The organism is Pseudomonas sp. BE134 (assembly GCF_031456105.1).
GTDB lineage: Bacteria > Pseudomonadota > Gammaproteobacteria > Pseudomonadales > Pseudomonadaceae > Aquipseudomonas.
The window spans coordinates 33960-53628 of sequence record NZ_JAVDUA010000008.1; the positions used below are offsets into that span (position 1 = coordinate 33960).

The following is a 19669-nucleotide window of genomic DNA, read 5'->3' on the forward strand; positions in this document are numbered from 1 at the left end:
GGGCAGATGGCACGCAGGAAGCCCGGACTAATAAGATGGCATTGAAATCCCCCGCGTTTCGTAAAAAATTTCCGTTGTTGGTTACCGGCAGTTTGCTGGCCCTGCAACCCCTGGCTACTTCATTCGTGGTCGCCGCGGAACAGTATGACTGCTCAGCCTCCGCTTCGGGTGCCTGGAGCTGCGCGCCAAAAGCGACGACGGCGACATTACCACCGCGCCCTGTCCATGAAGACAGCGCAGTTTCCGCCACTGGCGAAACTGCAGTCCAGAGCGGCTCCAGCGAAGAGGCTGGCGCCAAGACTGTACTGGTTACCGAGTCCAACGGCCGCGGCCTGAAGTCCCGTAGCGAAGATTACAGCCACCTCGACTGGGTGCCACGCGAAAATCTCACTGCAGCACAGTTGGCCGAAACCGGCCCTTACTGCGCGGGCGCCTATGTCGAACCGATTCGTCCTGGCATGAATGACAAGACGGACAAAAGTGACGCGCCTACCTTTATCGGCGCGAAAGCCTCGCGCTACAACACTGAAGATCAGGTCGGCACGCTGGCCGGCGACGTCGTGTTGCGTCAGGGCAGCATGCAGGTCGAGTCCGACGAGGCCAGCCTGTATCAGGCCGAGAGCCGCGCCGAACTCAATGGCGACGTGCGCATCCGCGACAACGGCGCACTGATCGTGGGCGATCGTGCAGAAGTGCAACTGGACACTGGTGAAGCCAAGGTCGACAACGCCGAATACGTGATGCACAAATCCCGTATCCGCGGTAACGCGCTGTACGCCAAGCGTGCCGAAAACGCGATCATCCGCCTCAAGGATGGTACGTACACCACGTGCGAACCGGACAGCAACGCCTGGCAGCTCAAGGGCAACAACATCACCCTGAACCCGGCGACCGGCTTCGGTACCGCGACCAACGTGACATTGCGAGTCAAGGACATCCCCGTCCTGTACACGCCGTACATCTATTTCCCGATCGATGACCGTCGCCAGTCCGGCTTCCTGCCGCCGACCATAGGCACCGGCACCGATACCGGCTTCATGCTGGTCACACCGTATTATTTCAACCTGGCACCGAACTACGATGCCACGTTGTACCCGCGTTACATGGAAAAGCATGGCTTGTTGATGGAAGGCGAATTCCGCTACCTCACCGAATCCAGCGAAGGTCAGTTCGGTGCTGCGTACCTCGACGACGAAGACACCCAGCGCAGCAAACAGACCGACTACCGCAAAGACCGCTACATGTATAACTGGCAGCACAAGGGTGGTCTTGATTCGCGCGTACTCACGCAAGTCGACTACACCAAGATCAGCGATCCTTATTACTTCCAGGATCTTCAGACCGACCAGATTGGTGTGAAAAGCGCTGACTACGTGAATCAGCAAGGCTCGGTCAGCTACCGCGGTGACAGCTATGTGGCGCGCGTGAATGCTCAGGCATTTCAGTTGGGGACAGTTGCGAACGTCACCCCTTACGATCGCTTGCCACAGATCACCTTGGATGGTGCGCTGCCTTATCAGCCAGGTGGCCTGAATTTCAGCTACAACACTGAAATCGTGCGGTTTGATCGTGACCTGAAAAATGGCACGTTCACCGATGAAGACGGCAATGTGAGCCCTCAGCTGGACACCAACACTCAAGGTCTGGCGCGCGCTAACGGCGACCGCCTCAACCTGGCACCCGCCGTCAGCCTGCCGCTGGACTGGACTTATGGCTTCCTGAAGCCGACGCTCAAGTACCAATATACCCAGTACCAACTGGACCTGGACAGCATCGGCAAATCCCAGATTGACGCTCAGACCGCGGAGTCAGACAAACTCCTCGGTACCTTTGACAGCAACCAGAACCGTGGCGTACCAATCGCGAGCATCGACAGCGGTTTGTATTTCGATCGCAAAACCCAATGGTTCGGCAAGAATTATCGCCAGACCCTTGAGCCGCGCCTTTACTACCTCTATGTACCAGAGGTAGATCAGGAAGACATTCCTGTTTTCGACACCAGCGAATACACCTTCAGCTATGCATCGTTGTTCCGTGACAACCGTTTCTCCGGCTCCGACCGTGTCGGCGACGAGAACAAACTGTCGCTGGGCATCACCAACCGCTGGATCGAAGACAACGGTTTTGAACGGCAACGCATCAGCGTAGGCCAGGCCTTTTACTTCCAGGATCGCAAAGTACAGATGCCAGGCATCGACAGTACCCGTGCCGATTCTACCGCCGACGTTTCGCCGTACGCCCTGGAATACGAATACCGCTGGAACCGCGACTGGCGCACCACGGCCGATTACAACTGGGACCCGGACAGCCGCAGCCCACGCTCGGGTAGCGCGATGTTCCACTACCAGCCTGAAGACAACCCGAACAAGATCGTCAACGCCGGCTATCGCTATCGCAACGACCAGGTGCTCTACAACCAGAACACCGGTAAGTGGCAGTTCGGAGGTGACTATGGCGTTGAGGGCCAGCCGGGTTTCGTGAAGGACTACTACAAGATCGTGCAGCACGACTTCTCGGTGATCTGGCCGATCGTGCCTCAGTGGAACGCCATCAGCCGCTGGCAGTATGACTACAACCAAAACCGTACCCTGGAAGCCTTCGGTGGTTTCGAGTACGACAATTGCTGCTGGAAACTGCGCTTGATCAACCGCTACTTCGTTGATTACGACGAGTTCAGCCAAGATGCTCCACAAAACGAAAAGGGCGACCACGGCGTCTTCCTCCAAATTGTTCTGAAGGGACTCGGCGGCCTCACCGGCTCCAAAGTAGAGAGCTTCCTCGACAAAGGCATCCAAGGTTATCGTGAACGTGAAAACCAAGCTTTCTGATTGTCTGCGCCCGCTACTGCTGGGCGCGCTGTTTCTGGGTACCGCGGCCAATGCCGCCGTACAGTCCATCGACAAAGTGGTGGCCATCGTCGACAACGACGTAGTCATGCAGAGCCAACTGGACCAGCGCGTTCATGAAGTTCAGCAAACCATTGCCAAGCGTGGCTCTGCCGTGCCGCCAGCCAGCGTGCTGGAGCAGCAGGTGCTGGAGCGTTTAATCGTCGAAAACCTGCAATTGCAGATCGGCGAACGTTCGGGCATCCGCATTACCGATGAAGAACTGAACCAGGCGGTGGGCACCATTGCCCAGCGCAACAACATGTCGGTGGATCAATTCCGCGCCGCGCTGGCTCACGACGGTCTGTCTTACGACGACGCCCGTGAACAGATTCGCCGTGAAATGGTCATCAGCCGTGTGCGTCAGCGTCGCGTGGCAGAACGCATTCAGGTGTCCGAACAGGAAGTGAAGAACTTCCTCGCCTCCGACCTGGGCAAGATGCAATTGTCTCAAGAGTTTCGTCTGGCCAATATCCTGATTCCTACGCCGGAAAGCGCCAACTCCGAAGCGATTCAGAGTGCCGCCAAGCAGGCCGACGCGATTTACCAGCAACTCAAGCAAGGCGCTGATTTCGGTCAATTAGCCATGGCGAAGTCTGCCAGCGAAACCGCACTGGAAGGCGGCGACATGGGCTGGCGTAAAGCGGCTCAATTGCCACCTCCGTTCGATCGCATGTTGAGCTCCATGCCCGTAGGTGATGTCACCCAGCCAATGCGCACACCCGGCGGCTTCATCATCCTCAAGATCCTCGACAAGCGCGGCGGTGAAACCCAGGTGCGCGACGAAGTGCACGTGCGTCACATCCTGGTCAAACCAAGCCCGATCCGCGACGAAGCAAAAACCAAGGCCCTGGCGCAGTCGCTCTACTCGCGTATCGAAGCGGGTGAAGACTTCAGCGAATTGGCCAAGAACTACTCGGAAGACCCGGGTTCTGCGCTCAATGGTGGCGACCTGAACTGGATCGACCCGAACGCACTGGTACCGGAATTCCGCGAAGTGATGGCCAGCACCCCGCAAGGCAAGCTGTCCAAGCCGTTCCAGACCCAGTATGGCTGGCACGTTCTGGAAGTACTTGGCCGTCGCGCCACCGACAGCACTGCCCAGGCTCGCGAGCAACAGGCCATGACCGTACTGCGTAACCGCAAATACGACGAAGAGCTGCAAACCTGGTTGCGTCAGATCCGTGACGAAGCGTACGTAGAAATCAAACTCCCTGGTGCAAGCCAGGCAGCACAGTGAAACCCAAGCGTTTCGCGCTGACACCCGGCGAACCGGCCGGCATAGGTCCAGACCTGTGCCTGCTGCTCGCCTCGCAAGCCCAGCCACATCCCCTGATTGCCATTACCAGCGCCGACCTGCTCCTTGAGCGGGCCGTGCAGCTGGGCGTGGTTGTCAATCTGTTGCCGGTAACGCCAGACTGCTGGCCGGATGTTCCTGCACCCGCTAACAGTATGTATGTCTGGGATACGCCGCTCAATGCGCCGGTCTGCGCCGGTCAACTGGACAAGGCCAATGCCGCTTTCGTCCTGGAAACCCTGACCCGTGCGGGTCAAGGCTGCCTGGACGGGCATTTCGCCGGCATGATCACCGCTCCCGTACACAAGGGCGTCATCAACGAGTCCGGGATAGCCTTCTCCGGGCACACCGAATTTCTTGCCGACCTGACCCATACCGCACAAGTGGTGATGATGCTGGCCACGCGTGGATTACGCGTGGCGCTGGTCACCACTCACCTGCCCCTTCGCGAGATTGCCGATGCGATCACGCCGGAGCGCCTGGAGCGGGTCACGCGAATCCTGTACGCCGACCTGCAAGAAAAATTCGGCATCGCCCAGCCACGCATCATGGTTTGCGGGCTCAACCCGCATGCCGGTGAAGGTGGACACCTGGGCCATGAAGAAATCGACATTATCGAACCTACATTAGAGCGCCTGCGCGGTGAAGGCATGGACCTTCGCGGCCCCCTGCCCGCCGACACTCTGTTTACCCCAAAATATCTGGAGCACTGCGACGCAGTGCTGGCGATGTACCACGACCAGGGCTTGCCCGTGCTGAAGTACAAAGGTTTCGGCGCGGCAGTCAACGTGACCCTCGGCTTGCCGATCATCCGCACTTCAGTCGACCACGGCACCGCCCTGGACCTGGCCGGCAGCGGTAAAATCGACACCGGCAGCCTGCAAGTCGCCCTGGAAACCGCCTACCAGATGGCCGAGACCCGTTTATGACCGAGCATTATCAACACAAGGCGCGCAAACGCTTTGGCCAGAACTTCCTGCACGATGCCGGCGTTATCGACCGTATCTTGCGCTCTATCCACGCCAAAACCGAAGACCGCGTACTGGAAATCGGCCCGGGCCAGGGGGCACTGACTCAAGGCTTGCTCAACAGCGGCGCACAACTGGACGTGGTGGAGCTGGACAAGGACCTGGTGCCGATCCTCAATCAGCAGTTCGCTGGCAAGAGTAATTTCAGTCTGCATCAGGGTGATGCGCTGAAATTCGACTTCACCAGCCTGAATGCCGCGCCGGGTAGCCTGCGTGTGGTCGGCAACCTGCCGTACAACATTTCCACGCCGCTGATTTTTCACCTGCTGCACAACGCCAGCCTGATCCGCGACATGCACTTCATGCTGCAAAAAGAAGTGGTCGAGCGCATGGCGGCAGGCCCGGGTGGCGGTGATTGGGGTCGTCTGTCGATCATGGTTCAGTACCACTGCCGGGTCGAACATCTGTTTAACGTCGGTCCGGGCGCGTTCAATCCGCCACCAAAGGTTGATTCGGCCATCGTGCGCCTGGTGCCCCACACGGTGCTGCCACACCCGGCCAAAGACCATAAATTGCTGGAGCGTGTCGTTCGCGAAGCCTTCAACCAGCGCCGCAAAACCCTGCGCAACACCCTCAAGTTGCTGCTGAGCAATGCCGAAATCGAAGCCGCCGGCGTCGATGGCAGCCTGCGCCCCGAACAGCTCGACCTGGCCGCCTTCGTGCGCCTGGCCGACAAGCTCAGCGAACAAGCCTTGAACCCGCCCGCCGCCGACTGACAGGTGACAAGCGTTATCGGGTAGGACGCCAGACGCGATGTCTGGTTTACTACCCGGTACTTGGCCTAGACTGATCTCCATCAGCTAGCCCCGCGTCCCGCTTCGTTTTTAAGGCCTCTTGCATGTCCGATCCTCGTTATCAGGTCGACGTCAGCGTCGTCACCCGCTATCTGGCAGAACAATCGCAACCCGAGCAGAACCGCTTTGCCTTCGCTTACACGATTACCGTGCACAACAACGGCGAGCTACCGGCCAAATTGTTGTCGCGGCACTGGGTGATCACCGACGGTGACGGGCATGTCGAGGAGGTTCGTGGCGCTGGCGTGGTTGGGCAGCAGCCGCTGATCGACGTGGGCCAGAGTCACACCTATAGCAGCGGCACGGTCATGACCTCCAAAGTCGGCACCATGCAAGGGACCTACCAGATGGTTGCCGATGACGGTAAGCATTTCGACGCCATCATCGCTCCATTCCGCCTGGCGGTGCCCGGAGTCTTGCACTAATGGCGACGTATGCCGTAGGCGACCTGCAAGGCTGCCTCGAGCCACTGCAGTGTCTGCTCAAGCAAGTCGCTTTTGATCCGGCCAAGGATCGCCTCTGGCTGGTGGGCGATCTGGTCAACCGGGGCCCGCAGTCGCTGGCAACCCTGCGCTTTCTTTATGACATTCGCGAATCGCTGGTGTGCGTACTGGGCAACCACGACCTGCACTTGCTAGCCGCCGGGCGTAACATCGAACGCCTGAAAAAAAATGACACCCTGCGCGAGATTCTCGAAGCACCCGATTGCGCGCAGCTGCTGGAGTGGTTGCGCCAGCAAAAGCTCATGCACTACGACCAACAGCGCGACATTGCCCTGGTGCATGCCGGCATTCCACCACAGTGGTCACTGCGCAAAGCCATGAAGTGCGCCGCTGAAGTTGAAGAAGTCCTGCGCGACGACAACCGTATCGCCCCGTACCTCGACGGCATGTATGGCAACGACCCGGCGAAATGGGACAGCGATCTCAAGGGCGTTACGCGCCTGCGCGTCATCACCAACTATTTCACCCGCATGCGCTTCTGCACCAGCGAGGGCAAACTCGACCTCAAGAGCAAGGAAGGCGTCGGCACGGCGCTACCGGGCTATAAGCCATGGTTCACGTACAAGGAGCGCAAGACCAAGGGCCTGAAGATCATCTTTGGCCATTGGGCGGCCCTCGAAGGCCAATGTGACGAACCGGGGATCTTCGCGCTCGACTCCGGTTGTGTCTGGGGTGGAGCGATGACCCTGATGAACGTCGACACCTTTGAGCGCCTGCATTGCCAGTGCAACGATAAGGGCCACAGCGAACCCGCCGTCGCCCAAACCATTACCGAACAACCCCCAGCCAGCGACCCGCGCTAGGCTGCTCTATCAGCCAAGCCACAGGAGCCCGCCATGAGCGAATTCAAACGTATCCCCCCGGAACAGGCCCAGGCCCTGCGTGAACAAGGCGCAGTGGTGGTCGATGTCCGTGATCCTGCCACCTTCGCCGCGCTGCACATCAGCGGCTCGAAACATCTGGACAACCATTCCCTGCATGCCTTTATTCAGGGCGCAGATCTGGACGCACCGACTGTAGTGGTTTGCTACCACGGCAACTCCAGCCAGGGTGCCGCGGCGTACCTGATCAGCCAGGGTTTCTCCGACGTCTACAGCATGGATGGTGGCTTTGAGCTGTGGCGCACGACGTATCCTGCGGAAACAGCTCAAGGTACCCCGGAATAATTTTTTTGTAACGTGCAAGCCCCGCCCCCTGCGGGCTTGCGCGGTGGCAGACGAACGGTCTGCCACAACTAATTACGTATCTCGCCTTTACCTCCTGAATTCCCAACTATCCTTAAGCGCAGGCCATCCAAAACAGGGGAGAGCCGGTACACCGGCGCGCGGGTCATCGGGAGTAGCTTTCGGAGTGGTCAGCTCCGTGAGAGTTCTGGGGGGTAAACAGCGACCGCCTGTTCGGTTGCTGCCAGCATCGACTGAGTGATCCGGCGTCGGCTCCACGTATCGAGCGAGGTGACGTCATGAGTATCTTTAGCCACTTCCAACAACGATTCGAGTCCACACGCCAGGAAGAACTCTCGCTGCAAGAGTATCTTGAACTGTGCAAGCAGGACCGCAGCGCCTACGCCTCCGCCGCCGAGCGTCTATTGCTGGCCATCGGAGAACCGGAGCTGCTCGACACCTCGACCAACTCGAGACTGTCGCGAATCTTTTCCAACAAAGTGATCCGCCGCTATCCGGCCTTTGAAGACTTCCACGGGATGGAAGAATGCATCGACCAGATCGTGTCGTATTTCCGCCATGCCGCTCAGGGCCTGGAAGAGAAGAAACAGATCCTCTATCTGCTCGGCCCTGTCGGTGGCGGTAAGTCATCCCTGGCCGAGAAGCTGAAACAGCTGATCGAAAAAGTGCCCTTCTACGCGATCAAGGGCTCTCCGGTATTCGAGTCGCCACTGGGTCTGTTCAACGCCACTGAAGATGGCGCGATCCTCGAAGAAGACTTCGGTATCCAACGGCGCTACCTCAACACCATCATGTCGCCATGGGCCACCAAACGCCTGGCCGAATTCGGCGGTGACATCAGCCAGTTCCGGGTGGTGAAACTGTATCCGTCGATCCTCAATCAGATCGCCGTGGCCAAAACCGAACCGGGAGACGAGAACAACCAGGACATCTCGGCCCTGGTGGGCAAGGTCGATATCCGCAAACTGGAAGAATATCCACAGAACGACGCCGATGCTTATAGCTACTCGGGCGCACTGTGCCGGGCCAACCAGGGCCTGATGGAATTCGTCGAAATGTTCAAGGCGCCGATCAAGGTGCTGCACCCATTACTGACGGCCACACAGGAAGGTAACTACAACAGTACCGAAGGCCTTGGCGCGATTCCGTTTACCGGGATCCTGCTGGCCCACTCCAACGAGTCGGAGTGGCACACCTTCCGTAACAACAAGAACAACGAAGCGTTCATCGACCGGATCTACATCGTCAAAGTGCCGTACTGCCTGCGGGTCAGCGACGAAGTGAAGATCTACGACAAGCTGCTGTTCAACAGCTCTCTGGCCAAGGCCCATTGCGCGCCCGACACCTTGAAGATGCTTGCCCAGTTCACGGTGCTCTCACGCCTCAAGGAACCGGAAAACTCGAACATCTACTCCAAGATGCGTGTGTACGACGGTGAAAACCTCAAGGACACCGATCCGAAAGCCAAGTCGATTCAGGAATACCGCGACAACGCCGGTGTCGACGAGGGCATGAACGGCCTGTCTACCCGCTTCGCGTTCAAGATTCTGTCGAAGGTGTTCAACTTCGACCCGCACGAAATCGCCGCCAACCCGGTGCACTTGCTGTACGTGCTGGAACAACAGATCGAACAGGAACAGTTCCAGGCCGAAACACGTGAACGCTACCTGCGATTTCTCAAGGAATACCTGGCACCGCGCTACATCGAGTTCATCGGCAAGGAGATCCAGACCGCTTACCTCGAGTCGTACAGCGAGTACGGCCAGAACATCTTCGATCGCTACGTCCTGTACGCCGACTTCTGGATCCAGGACCAGGAATACCGCGACCCGGAAACCGGGGAAATCCTCAACCGCGTCGCCCTGAACGAAGAACTGGAGAAAATCGAAAAACCGGCCGGCATCAGCAATCCGAAGGATTTCCGCAACGAAATCGTCAACTTCGTGCTGCGCGCCCGGGCCAACAACAACGGCAAGAACCCGACCTGGCTCAGCTACGAAAAGCTGCGGGTGGTCATCGAGAAGAAAATGTTCTCCAACACCGAAGACCTGCTGCCGGTCATCAGCTTCAACGCCAAGGCCAGCAAAGAAGACCAGCAGAAGCACAACGACTTCGTCACACGGATGGTCGAGCGTGGTTACACCGACAAACAGGTACGGCTTCTTTCCGAATGGTACCTACGGGTCCGGAAGTCGCAGTGAAGCAGCTGCAAGCTTCTAGCTACAAGCTGCAAGAGAAAAGCGGGTAAACTCCCAATTCCGGGAGCTCACGGCGCTTTCGCTTGCAGCTTGAAGCTTACGACTTGAAGCTCCCCGGAGGGGCCTATGAGCTATGTGATCGACCGACGTCTCAATGGCAAGAACAAGAGCACGGTGAACCGTCAGCGGTTTCTGCGGCGTTACCGTGATCACATCAAAAAGGCTGTCGAAGAGGCGGTCAGCCGGCGTTCCATCACCGATATGGAACACGGCGAACAGATCAGCATTCCCGGCCGCGACATCGACGAGCCGGTGCTTCATCACGGTCGCGGTGGCAAACAGACCGTCGTGCACCCGGGCAACAAGGAATTCACCAGCGGCGAGCACATTGCCCGTCCACCTGGCGGTGGCGGCGGCAGAGGCCCCGGCAAGGCGGGCAACTCGGGCGAGGGAATGGACGAATTCGTCTTCCAGATCACTCAGGAGGAATTTCTCGAGTTCATGTTCGAAGATCTCGAACTGCCGAACCTGGTCAAACGCAACCTGACTGGCACCGACACCTTCAAAACAGTGCGTGCAGGGATCAGCAACGAAGGCAACCCATCGCGGATCAACATCATTCGGACCTTGCGCTCGGCCCATGCGCGGCGCATTGCCCTGTCCGGCAGCAGCCGTGCAAAACTGCGCGAAGCCAAAGAGGAACTGCTGCGACTCAAGCAGGAAGAACCAGACAATTTCGGCGATATCCAGAAAATCGAAGCAGAAATCGAAAAACTCAGTGCGCGGATTCATCGCGTACCCTTTCTGGACACGTTCGACCTCAAGTACAACCTGCTCATAAAGCAACCCAACCCCAGCTCCAAAGCGGTGATGTTCTGCCTGATGGACGTGTCCGGCTCCATGACGCAGGCAACCAAGGACATCGCCAAGCGCTTTTTCATCCTGCTTTACCTGTTTCTCAAGCGTAACTACGACAAGATCGACGTCGTGTTCATTCGTCACCACACCAGTGCCCGGGAAGTGGATGAAGAAGAGTTCTTCTACTCACGCGAAACCGGCGGCACCATCGTGTCCAGCGCCTTGAAACTGATGCAGGAGATCATGGCCGAGCGCTATCCGAGCAACGAGTGGAACATCTATGCCGCCCAGGCGTCCGACGGCGATAACTGGAACGACGACTCGCCGATCTGCCGCGACATTCTGATCAATCAGATCATGCCGTTCGTGCAGTACTACACTTACGTTGAGATCACCCCGCGCGAACATCAGGCCCTGTGGTTCGAGTACGAACGCATCGCCGAAGCCTTCTCTGACACTTTTGCCCAGCAGCAATTGGTCTCGGCCGGGGATATCTACCCGGTCTTCCGTGAACTATTCCAGCGCAGGTTAGTGACATGACCGCCAAAGAGCAGAAGCGCCAACCCATTTCCACCGGCTCCGAATGGACGTTCGAGCTGATCCAGGCCTACGACAAAGAGATCAGTCGTCTGGCGGCTCGCTACGCACTCGATACGTACCCCAACCAGATCGAAGTGATTACCGCCGAACAGATGATGGACGCCTACGCTTCCGTCGGCATGCCGCTGGGTTATCACCATTGGTCCTACGGCAAACACTTCCTCAGCACTGAAAAATCTTACAGTCGCGGGCAGATGGGGCTGGCCTACGAGATCGTGATCAACTCAGACCCATGCATCGCTTACCTGATGGAAGAAAACACCATCTGCATGCAGGCGCTGGTCGTGGCGCATGCCTGCTATGGGCACAACAGTTTCTTCAAAGGCAATTACCTGTTCCGCACCTGGACCGACGCCAGTTCGATCATCGATTACCTGGTCTTCGCCAAGCAATACATCATGCAGTGCGAAGAGCGCCACGGTATCGACGCGGTCGAGGACCTGCTGGACTCTTGCCACGCCCTGATGAACTATGGGGTCGATCGCTACAAACGCCCGTATCCGATTTCCGCCGAAGAAGAACGTCGCCGGCAAAAGGATCGGGAAGAGCATTTGCAGAAACAGATCAACGATCTATGGCGGACCATTCCGAAAGGTGCGGACAAGTACAGCGACAAGGACAACGCGCGCTTCCCCGCCGAACCTCAGGAAAACATCCTGTACTTCATCGAAAAACACGCGCCGCTACTGGAGCCTTGGCAGCGGGAAATCGTGCGGATCGTGCGCAAGATTGCTCAATACTTTTATCCTCAACGCCAGACCCAGGTGATGAACGAAGGCTGGGCTACGTTCTGGCATTACACGCTGATGAACGACCTGTACGACGAAGGCCTGGTTACCGACGGGTTCATGATGGAGTTCCTGACGTCCCACACCAGCGTGGTCTTTCAGCCAGGCTTTGATAGCCCTTACTACAGCGGAATCAACCCTTACACCCTCGGGTTTGCCATGTACCGGGACATCCGGCGCATGTGCGAAGAACCCACCGAGGAAGATCGCCACTGGTTCCCGGAAATCGCCGGCACCGACTGGCTGTCGGCTATCAAGTTCGCCATGAGCAGCTTCAAGGACGAGAGCTTCATCCTGCAGTACCTGTCACCGAAAGTGATCCGCGACCTGAAGTTGTTCAGCATTCTCGATGACGACCAGAAGGACGACCTGCTGGTGCCAGCGATCCACGATGAAGAGGGTTATCGCATCATCCGTGAAACCCTCGCGGCGCAATACAACCTGGGGAATCGCGAGCCTAACGTGCAGATTTACAGCATTGACCGGCGTGGCGACCGATCCCTGACCCTGCGGCACCAGCAACATGATCGCAAGCCGCTGGGAGAGTCCACCGAGGAAGTGCTCAAGCACCTGCACCGCCTGTGGGGTTTTGATATCCACCTGGAAACCTTGCAAGGGGATCAGGTGATGAAAACCCATCACGTCCCCCCCAGAAGTGAGCACAGCGAAGGAGATTACGGGCGGCTGGACTTGGCCGTCATTCATCTTTGAGCGGGTTTGAACCTCCGAAAGTTCGGCGCAACGGTTATTCTGTCGAGCTAACGGAGGTTTTTTATGCAGATTTATAAAGTCGGCGGTGCCGTACGTGATCGCCTGCTGGGCAAACCTGTCACCGATATCGACTGGGTGGTGGTGGGGGCCACGAGCGAAGAAATGCTCGCCAAAGGGTTTCGCCCGGTGGGCGCGGACTTCCCGGTATTCCTTCATCCAAAAAGCGGTGAGGAATACGCCCTTGCCCGCACAGAACGCAAAAGCGGACGCGGCTATGGCGGCTTTACCTTTCACGCCAGTCCCGAGGTCACCCTCGAAGAAGACTTGATCCGCCGCGACCTGACCATCAATGCCATGGCCGAAGATGATCAGCAGAACCTGACCGATCCTTACCATGGCCGGCGCGATCTTGAAGCTCGCCTGCTACGTCATGTTTCCCCCGCGTTCGCCGAAGATCCGCTCCGTGTCCTGCGCGTTGCCCGCTTTGCTGCGCGCTATGCAGCTTTGGGTTTTACCGTCGCACCAGAGACCATGGCGTTGATGCGTCAGCTCAGTGAATCCGGCGAACTGCAGGCCTTGACCGCAGAACGCAGCTGGAAAGAAATCTCCCGTGCGTTGATGGAAGATCAGCCGCAAGTATTCATTGAAGTGCTGCGCGCGTGCGATGCACTCAAAGTGCTGATGCCTGAAGTCGACGCACTGTTTGGCGTTCCACAGCCGGAAGCTCACCACCCGGAAATCGACACCGGCCTGCACACCTTGAGCGTGCTGGAGCAATCGGCACTACACAAACAACCACTGACTGTGCGCTGGGCGTGCCTGCTACACGACTTGGGAAAAGGACTGACACCCGAGGAAGATTGGCCCCGACACATTGCTCACGAGCACAAGGGCTTGCAGCTGATAAAAGCGGTCAACGAACGCTTCAAGGCGCCGAAGGATTGCCAGGAACTGGCGTTGCTGGTCGGTGAATATCACACCCATGGTCATCGCGCGCTGGAACTGAAGCCTTCGACGTTGCTGGAACTGCTGCAAAGCTTCGACGTATACCGCCGTCCGCAGCGCTTTGAGGAGTTTATTGCCGCGTGCGAAATGGATGCTCGCGGGCGTAAAGGGTTGGAACAGAGAAATTATCCACAGGCGGATTATTTGCGCGGGGCGGCGACGGCAGCACGAAGCGTGGCGGTTCAGCCGTTGCTGGAGAAGGGATTCAAGGGGCCCGAACTGGGTGAGGCGATCAAGCGCGAACGACTCAAGGCGCTGAAGGCTTACAAGGAAGCGGCGTCTGTTTGAACGCTATCGCGGGCAAGCCCGCTCCCACAGGTACGATGCAACCCTTGTGGGAGCGGGCTTGCCCGCGATGACGTCAGTCAGATCACAACAAATTAGAAGGGGTCAGCTGCTCCCCACGCCACTCAAAAGCCACCGGCGCCAACACTTGATCAATCTGCGCTTCGCCCCACAAGGTCGCAAAGCTCTTACCCTCGCCCGGATGCATACGATCCGGCGCAATCAGCGATAACGGCCATAACACGAAAGCATTCTTCAGAATCTCTGCCCGCGGCAGGATCAATCCATCGAAATTGCCCACCAGATCACCAAACAACAGCACGTCGATATCCAGCGGCAAACCCTTGCGGTCCGGCGCATAACGACCATTGTCCGCTTCGATGAATTTCAATCGACGATCCAACTCCATCAGCGGCAGATCGGTGTATGCCGACACCACGAAATTGAAGAACGGCCCGCTCTTGATGCCCACTGGCTGGCTTTCAAACACGGCCGAACAGTGGATGTCCACCAAAAACGCCGCCAAGGCCTCCAGCCCCGCCTGCAAATGGGTTTCACGCTCGATATTGCTACCGAGCCCAAGGTACACCTGAGTCAGCGACATCCGCGCTCGATCTCCACGCCCACACCGCCCCTGGCAGCTGGAATGGCACCTGGCTTGGTCAGCTTGAGGCGCATCCAGGTGATCTTGAATTCGCTCATCAGGACTTCAGCCAGACGCTCGGCGAAGGTTTCGACCAGTTGATACTGCGTCTGCTCGGCAAACGCCTGGATTCGCGATGACACACTGGCGTAATCGAGCGCCAGGGTCAGGTCATCACCGGCTGCCGCCGGGCGATTGTCCCAGGCGAAGCTCAGGTCAAGACGCAGGCATTGCCGGATGCCTCGCTCCCAGTCGTAGGCACCAATTACGGTGTCGACTTCCAGCCCCTCGATAAACACTCTGTCCAAGCACTCTTCTCCACTGCACGACAAGGGCGCAATGCGCCGTTAGAATCAAGGCGTCCTCGCCCGGAATAGTTAGCATGTTTTGGTTATTGGCGATCCTCGCCTACCTGCTTGGCTCTCTGTCCTTCGCCATTTTGCTCAGCCGCCTGACCGGGAATCCCGATCCGCGAATGAGTGGCTCGGGTAATGCCGGTGCCACCAACATGCTGCGCCTGGCCGGCAAGAAACTCGCCATCCTGACTTTGGTCGGTGATCTCTGCAAAGGCCTTTTGCCCGTACTGATCGCCAGCCTTGCGGGTCTTTCGCTGCAAGATCAGGCCTGGATCGGCATCTGCGCGGTGATCGGCCATCTGTTTCCAGTGTACTTCCGATTTCGTGGCGGCAAAGGTGTCGCCACAGCTTTGGGCATGCTGCTGGGGCTTTACCCGCCCGCAGCACTACTGGCGGTCTGTGCCTGGCTGCTAACGTTCTACCTGACCCGCACCAGCTCGCTTGCCGCACTGATCGCCACACCACTGACCCTGCCATTGCTTGCCTGGCAGGAACCGGCGGCCTTGCTGCCCATGAGCGTGCTCACGGGGCTGATTGTCTGGCGTCATCGCGGCAATCTACGCGACCTGTTTGCCGGGCGCGAACGGCATTTTTAAATGCCGGGCGTGAGCGCCGCTCATTACAGCGCCGACAATTGCTCCATCGGCCAACGTGCCTGCACGCTGATCGCCAGGCTTTCATGCTGGCCGGCCTGCAAGCGCTGACACCCGGCAAACGCAATCATCGCGCCATTGTCGGTGCAGAACTCCGGACGGGCGTAGAACACATCACCCTTCAAGTCACCGAGCATTCTCTCCAGCGAGGTGCGCAGTGCCTTGTTGGCGCTGACGCCCCCAGCAATCACCAGGCGCTTCATGCCCGCTTGCTTGAGGGCTCGCTTGCACTTGATGGTCAAAGTCTCCACCACGGCCTGCTGGAACGCCAGAGAGATGTCGCAACGGGCTTGCTCGCTGTCGTCCCCGGCGCTGACGCTCTGCTGCCAGGTGTTCAAGGCGAAGGTTTTCAAGCCACTGAAGCTGAATGCCAACCCCGGGCGGTCGCACATCGGACGCGGGAAAGTGAATCGTCCCGCAACGCCCTGCTCGGCCAGGCGCGCGATTTCCGGACCGCCCGGATAATTGAGCCCCATCATTTTCGCGGTCTTGTCGAAAGCCTCGCCGGCAGCGTCGTCCAGAGTCTCACCCAACAACGTGTACTGACCGATCCCTTCGACCTGAACCAGCTGCGTGTGACCACCGGACACCAACAAAGCGACGAACGGAAATTCTGGCGGTTGCGCCTCCAGCATGGGTGCCAACAAGTGACCTTCCATGTGGTGTACGCCCAAGGCGGGAATACCCCAGGCAAAGGCCAGCGCCTGGGCGCATGAAGCGCCCACAAGCAATGCACCGACCAGGCCAGGACCCGCGGTATAGGCGATGGCGTCGATTTCGGTCGGCACACAGTCAGCTTCGGCCAACACCTGACGAATCAAGGGCAGCATGCGTTTGACGTGGTCCCGCGAGGCCAGCTCCGGCACCACGCCACCATAGGCACGGTGCAGGTCGATCTGACTGAACAGTGCGTCGGCCAACAACCCGCGTTCACTGTCATATAATGCGACACCGGTTTCGTCGCAGGAGGTTTCTAATCCCAGTACTAGCATGGGTTTGCGCCTTGTTTAGGCTGAATTCGAAGGCGCGCATAATAGTCGCCGCGAGATGCCCCGACCAGCGGTTTTCGATCAGAGGCTTTGCATTCCGAGCGATGAGGGGTTAACATCCGCAACCCTTAAAAACCGACGTCTTCAAGTGCTCTTTTGCCGCGAGGATGTTGACCCCGGTAATGAATGAAGGTAGCTCTGGATGCCAGCCGTCAAAGTAAAAGAGAACGAACCCTTCGACGTAGCTCTGCGTCGTTTCAAGCGCTCCTGCGAAAAAGCCGGTGTACTGGCTGAAGTTCGTAGCCGCGAATTTTACGAGAAGCCAACTTCTGAGCGTAAGCGCAAGGCAGCAGCCGCTGTTAAGCGTCACGCGAAGAAAGTTCAGCGCGAACAGCGCCGCGCCGTTCGTCTGTACTAATACACAGACGATCGTAGCAAGCTTCTGCCAAGCCCGGCCCTCAGCCGGGCTAATGGCATTTGCGTAAAACGCTTGATGCTTCACTGTCGACGCCGCAGACGCGACCGAGACAAATCTGCTTTACAGCGTCAGACCTGGCTCTTTTGCCAGCGGTGCACGTCTTTTCTGACGAGCCTTCCAAGGCTACTGACGAGCACACCCACTGACTCCTCTAACGACGATCAGCCCAAGGCACCTGCTTGTGTGCCCGCTTATTGAGCTATCCGAGGCCATCGACTGGCCATAGCGGATTCAGCGCAACACTTTCAAACAGTCGATAACTGATTGGTATTAACGTCAGTGGATTTTCGGCAGATACACTTCCCGACAGCGATTACGCAGACGACACCGGTCGAGCCGCACATTTTGCGCGCCTCCAACAACGACCCGCGTTCGGCCGTTCTTCGTTTTGGACCCTTTCAGCGCAGATGACGAGAACGCCATGGCCGGGCTAATTCCCCAGAGCTTCATTGACGACCTTCTGAACCGCACCGACATCGTCGATGTGGTCAGCTCGCGCCTGCAAATGAAAAAGGCTGGCAAGAACTACACAGCTTGCTGCCCGTTCCACAAAGAAAAAACCCCGTCTTTCAGCGTCAGCCCCGACAAACAGTTCTATTACTGCTTCGGTTGCGGTGCTGGCGGTAACGCCCTCGGCTTCATGATGGACCACGACAACCTGGATTTCGTCCAGGCTGTCGAAGAACTGGCCAAAGCCGCCGGCATGGAAATCCCCCGCGAAGAAAGCGGCCGGCCGCACAAGCCGCGGCAACCGACCGATTCGCCGCTGTATCCGCTGCTCACCGCCGCCGCCGATTTTTACCGCCAGGCACTTAAAAGCCATCCATCGCGCAAAGCGGCGGTGGATTACTTGAAAGGTCGCGGACTGACCGGCGAGATTGCCCGCGACTTCGGCCTCGGCTTTGCTCCGCCGGGCTGGGACAATCTGTTCAAACACTTGAGCAGCGACACCCTGCAACAAAAAGCCATGGTCGATGCCGGCCTGCTGATCGAGAACGCCGAAACCGGCAAACGCTATGATCGCTTCCGCGATCGCGTGATGTTCCCGATTCGCGATAGTCGTGGGCGCATCATCGCCTTCGGCGGGCGGGTACTGGGCGACGACAAGCCTAAATACCTGAACTCACCGGAAACCCCGGTATTCCATAAAGGCCAGGAGCTCTACGGCCTTTATGAAGCACGCAAAAACAACCGCAACCTCGACGAAATCATCGTCGTCGAAGGCTATATGGACGTCATCGCTCTGGCCCAGCAAGGCCTGCGCAATGCCGTGGCGACCTTGGGCACAGCTACCAGCGAAGAGCACTTGAAACGACTGTTTCGCGTCGTACCCAACGTGCTGTTCTGTTTCGACGGCGACCAGGCTGGCCGCAACGCTGCCTGGCGAGCACTGGAGGCGACGCTACCCTGCCTGCAAGACGGCCGGCGTGCGCGCTTTCTGTTCCTCCCCGAAGGCGAAGACCCGGATACGCTGGTGCGCTCCGAAGGCACCGATGCTTTCCGGGCGCGGATCAACCAGCACGCCCAACCATTGGCGGATTATTTTTTCCAGCAGTTGACCGAAGAGTCGGATCCTCGCTCGCTCGAAGGCAAGGCCCACATGGCCACCCTCGCCGCACCACTGATCGACAAAGTTCCGGGTGCAAACCTGCGCATCCTGATGCGTCAGCGCCTGACTGAAATCACCGGCCTTAGCGGTGAAGCAGTCAGCCAACTGGTGCAAAGCGCTCCTCAGGACGCGCCACCGGCTTACGATCCGGGCATCGATTACGACGCCATGCCCGATTACAGCGACTACCATCAGCCGCAGTCACAAGAGATGTATGTGCCGCAGCAGGAATGGACGCCGAAGAAACCCGGCGCTGGCGGCAAGAAGTGGGACAAGAAGCCGTGGGACAAGAATGGCAAGCGCGGCGATCGCGATCAACCGAGTTCCCCGCGCACACCGATTGCCGTAGAGGCTCCGACGCTGATCGCACTGCGCACCCTCATTCATCATCCGGATCTGGCTGGCCGGGTAGAAACTGCCAACCACTTTGCCAACGAGAGCAATACCTACGCACAACTGCTCGTGGCCCTGATCGAGGCGGTGCAAAAAAATCCTAAGCTAAACTCAATTCAGCTAATGGCTCGCTGGCACGGGACCGAACAGGGACGATTGCTCAAGGCATTGGCAGAAAAGGAATGGCTGATTGCAGGCGATAACCTTGAACAACAGTTTTTAGACACCATTACTAGGTTATCGGCCGCTCAACACACAGATAGCCTGGAAGTGCTTATCAGGAAAGCCAGGCAGCCGGGATTGACCCCGGAGGAAGCAAATCAGATCGCAAATCAGATGCGCGACCTATTAAAACGCAATATGGCTGTATCAAACCCGACCTCAACTGGCGCGTGAGGTCATAGCTCAGGTA

At 58.1% G+C, this 19669-nt stretch carries 17 protein-coding genes; 14 read left to right on the top strand and 3 right to left on the bottom strand.

The features are described 5' to 3' along the window. The first annotated feature begins 35 nt into the window (after positions 1–35). From J2Y56_RS08820 to J2Y56_RS08870, 11 genes are all read left to right on the top strand, one after another. Positions 36–2828 carry an LPS-assembly protein LptD gene (locus tag J2Y56_RS08820; protein ID WP_310349774.1) on the top strand — a complete coding sequence of 931 codons (2793 nt, stop codon included), beginning with the start codon at positions 36–38 and terminating at the stop codon, positions 2826–2828. Next, on the top strand, positions 2803–4125 hold the full coding sequence (gene surA / locus J2Y56_RS08825; RefSeq protein ID WP_007947792.1) for a peptidylprolyl isomerase SurA: 1323 nt from the start codon (positions 2803–2805) through the stop codon (positions 4123–4125). Before J2Y56_RS08820 ends, surA begins: the two co-directional genes overlap by 26 nt. Further along, entirely contained in the window at positions 4122–5111 is a 990-nt protein-coding gene (gene pdxA, locus J2Y56_RS08830) for a 4-hydroxythreonine-4-phosphate dehydrogenase PdxA (protein ID WP_007947793.1), read from the top strand. Before surA ends, pdxA begins: the two co-directional genes overlap by 4 nt. Further along, the gene (rsmA, locus tag J2Y56_RS08835; protein ID WP_007947794.1) at positions 5108–5926 is read left to right on the top strand and encodes a 16S rRNA (adenine(1518)-N(6)/adenine(1519)-N(6))-dimethyltransferase RsmA; all 819 of its coding nucleotides are present in this window, start codon (positions 5108–5110) and stop codon (positions 5924–5926) included. Before pdxA ends, rsmA begins: the two co-directional genes overlap by 4 nt. A 122-nt stretch (positions 5927–6048) precedes the next feature. Beyond that, on the top strand, positions 6049–6429 hold the full coding sequence (apaG, locus tag J2Y56_RS08840; RefSeq protein WP_007947795.1) for a Co2+/Mg2+ efflux protein ApaG: 381 nt from the start codon (positions 6049–6051) through the stop codon (positions 6427–6429). After that, the gene (locus J2Y56_RS08845) at positions 6429–7310 is read left to right on the top strand and encodes a symmetrical bis(5'-nucleosyl)-tetraphosphatase (protein WP_310333580.1); all 882 of its coding nucleotides are present in this window, start codon (positions 6429–6431) and stop codon (positions 7308–7310) included. Before apaG ends, J2Y56_RS08845 begins: the two co-directional genes overlap by 1 nt. A 33-nt stretch (positions 7311–7343) precedes the next feature. Then, a complete protein-coding gene (glpE, locus tag J2Y56_RS08850) occupies positions 7344–7673 on the top strand; it encodes a thiosulfate sulfurtransferase GlpE (protein ID WP_003228847.1) in 330 nt (109 codons plus the stop codon). A 296-nt stretch (positions 7674–7969) separates the two neighbouring features. Next, positions 7970–9892 (top strand): PrkA family serine protein kinase, encoded by a 1923-nt coding sequence (locus tag J2Y56_RS08855; RefSeq protein WP_007947797.1) that lies wholly within the window; start codon positions 7970–7972, stop codon positions 9890–9892. A gap of 123 nt (positions 9893–10015) precedes the next feature. Continuing rightward, entirely contained in the window at positions 10016–11287 is a 1272-nt protein-coding gene (locus tag J2Y56_RS08860; RefSeq protein WP_007947798.1) for a YeaH/YhbH family protein, read from the top strand. After that, the gene (locus tag J2Y56_RS08865) at positions 11284–12846 is read left to right on the top strand and encodes a SpoVR family protein (RefSeq protein WP_007947799.1); all 1563 of its coding nucleotides are present in this window, start codon (positions 11284–11286) and stop codon (positions 12844–12846) included. Before J2Y56_RS08860 ends, J2Y56_RS08865 begins: the two co-directional genes overlap by 4 nt. A 63-nt stretch (positions 12847–12909) precedes the next feature. Beyond that, positions 12910–14139 (top strand): multifunctional CCA addition/repair protein, encoded by a 1230-nt coding sequence (locus J2Y56_RS08870; RefSeq protein ID WP_310349775.1) that lies wholly within the window; start codon positions 12910–12912, stop codon positions 14137–14139. Positions 14140–14221: 82 nt separating this feature from the next. Here J2Y56_RS08870 and folK read toward each other — a convergent pair whose 3' ends face one another. Together folK and folB are read right to left on the bottom strand one after the other, a co-directional pair. Then, positions 14222–14740, bottom strand: coding sequence for a 2-amino-4-hydroxy-6-hydroxymethyldihydropteridine diphosphokinase (gene folK / locus J2Y56_RS08875; RefSeq protein ID WP_007947801.1), 519 nt, complete (start codon positions 14738–14740; stop codon positions 14222–14224). Next, positions 14731–15087, bottom strand: coding sequence for a dihydroneopterin aldolase (gene folB / locus J2Y56_RS08880; RefSeq protein WP_007947802.1), 357 nt, complete (start codon positions 15085–15087; stop codon positions 14731–14733). Before folB ends, folK begins: the two co-directional genes overlap by 10 nt. A gap of 74 nt (positions 15088–15161) precedes the next feature. Between folB and plsY the strand changes: the two genes are divergently transcribed. Next, entirely contained in the window at positions 15162–15731 is a 570-nt protein-coding gene (gene plsY / locus J2Y56_RS08885; RefSeq protein WP_150780502.1) for a glycerol-3-phosphate 1-O-acyltransferase PlsY, read from the top strand. A 23-nt stretch (positions 15732–15754) separates the two neighbouring features. Here the strand turns inward: plsY and tsaD are convergent, their stop codons facing one another. Further along, positions 15755–16780: a tRNA (adenosine(37)-N6)-threonylcarbamoyltransferase complex transferase subunit TsaD gene (gene tsaD / locus J2Y56_RS08890; protein ID WP_310349777.1), complete on the bottom strand. Its 1026-nt coding sequence runs from the start codon at positions 16778–16780 to the stop codon at positions 15755–15757. Between the two features lie 199 nt (positions 16781–16979). On the opposite strand from tsaD, the gene rpsU reads away from it, so the two are divergent. Then, the gene (gene rpsU, locus J2Y56_RS08895) at positions 16980–17195 is read left to right on the top strand and encodes a 30S ribosomal protein S21 (RefSeq protein ID WP_002551877.1); all 216 of its coding nucleotides are present in this window, start codon (positions 16980–16982) and stop codon (positions 17193–17195) included. Between the two features lie 481 nt (positions 17196–17676). After that, positions 17677–19653, top strand: coding sequence for a DNA primase (dnaG, locus tag J2Y56_RS08900; RefSeq protein ID WP_007947805.1), 1977 nt, complete (start codon positions 17677–17679; stop codon positions 19651–19653). Positions 19654–19669: the final 16 nt, after the last annotated feature.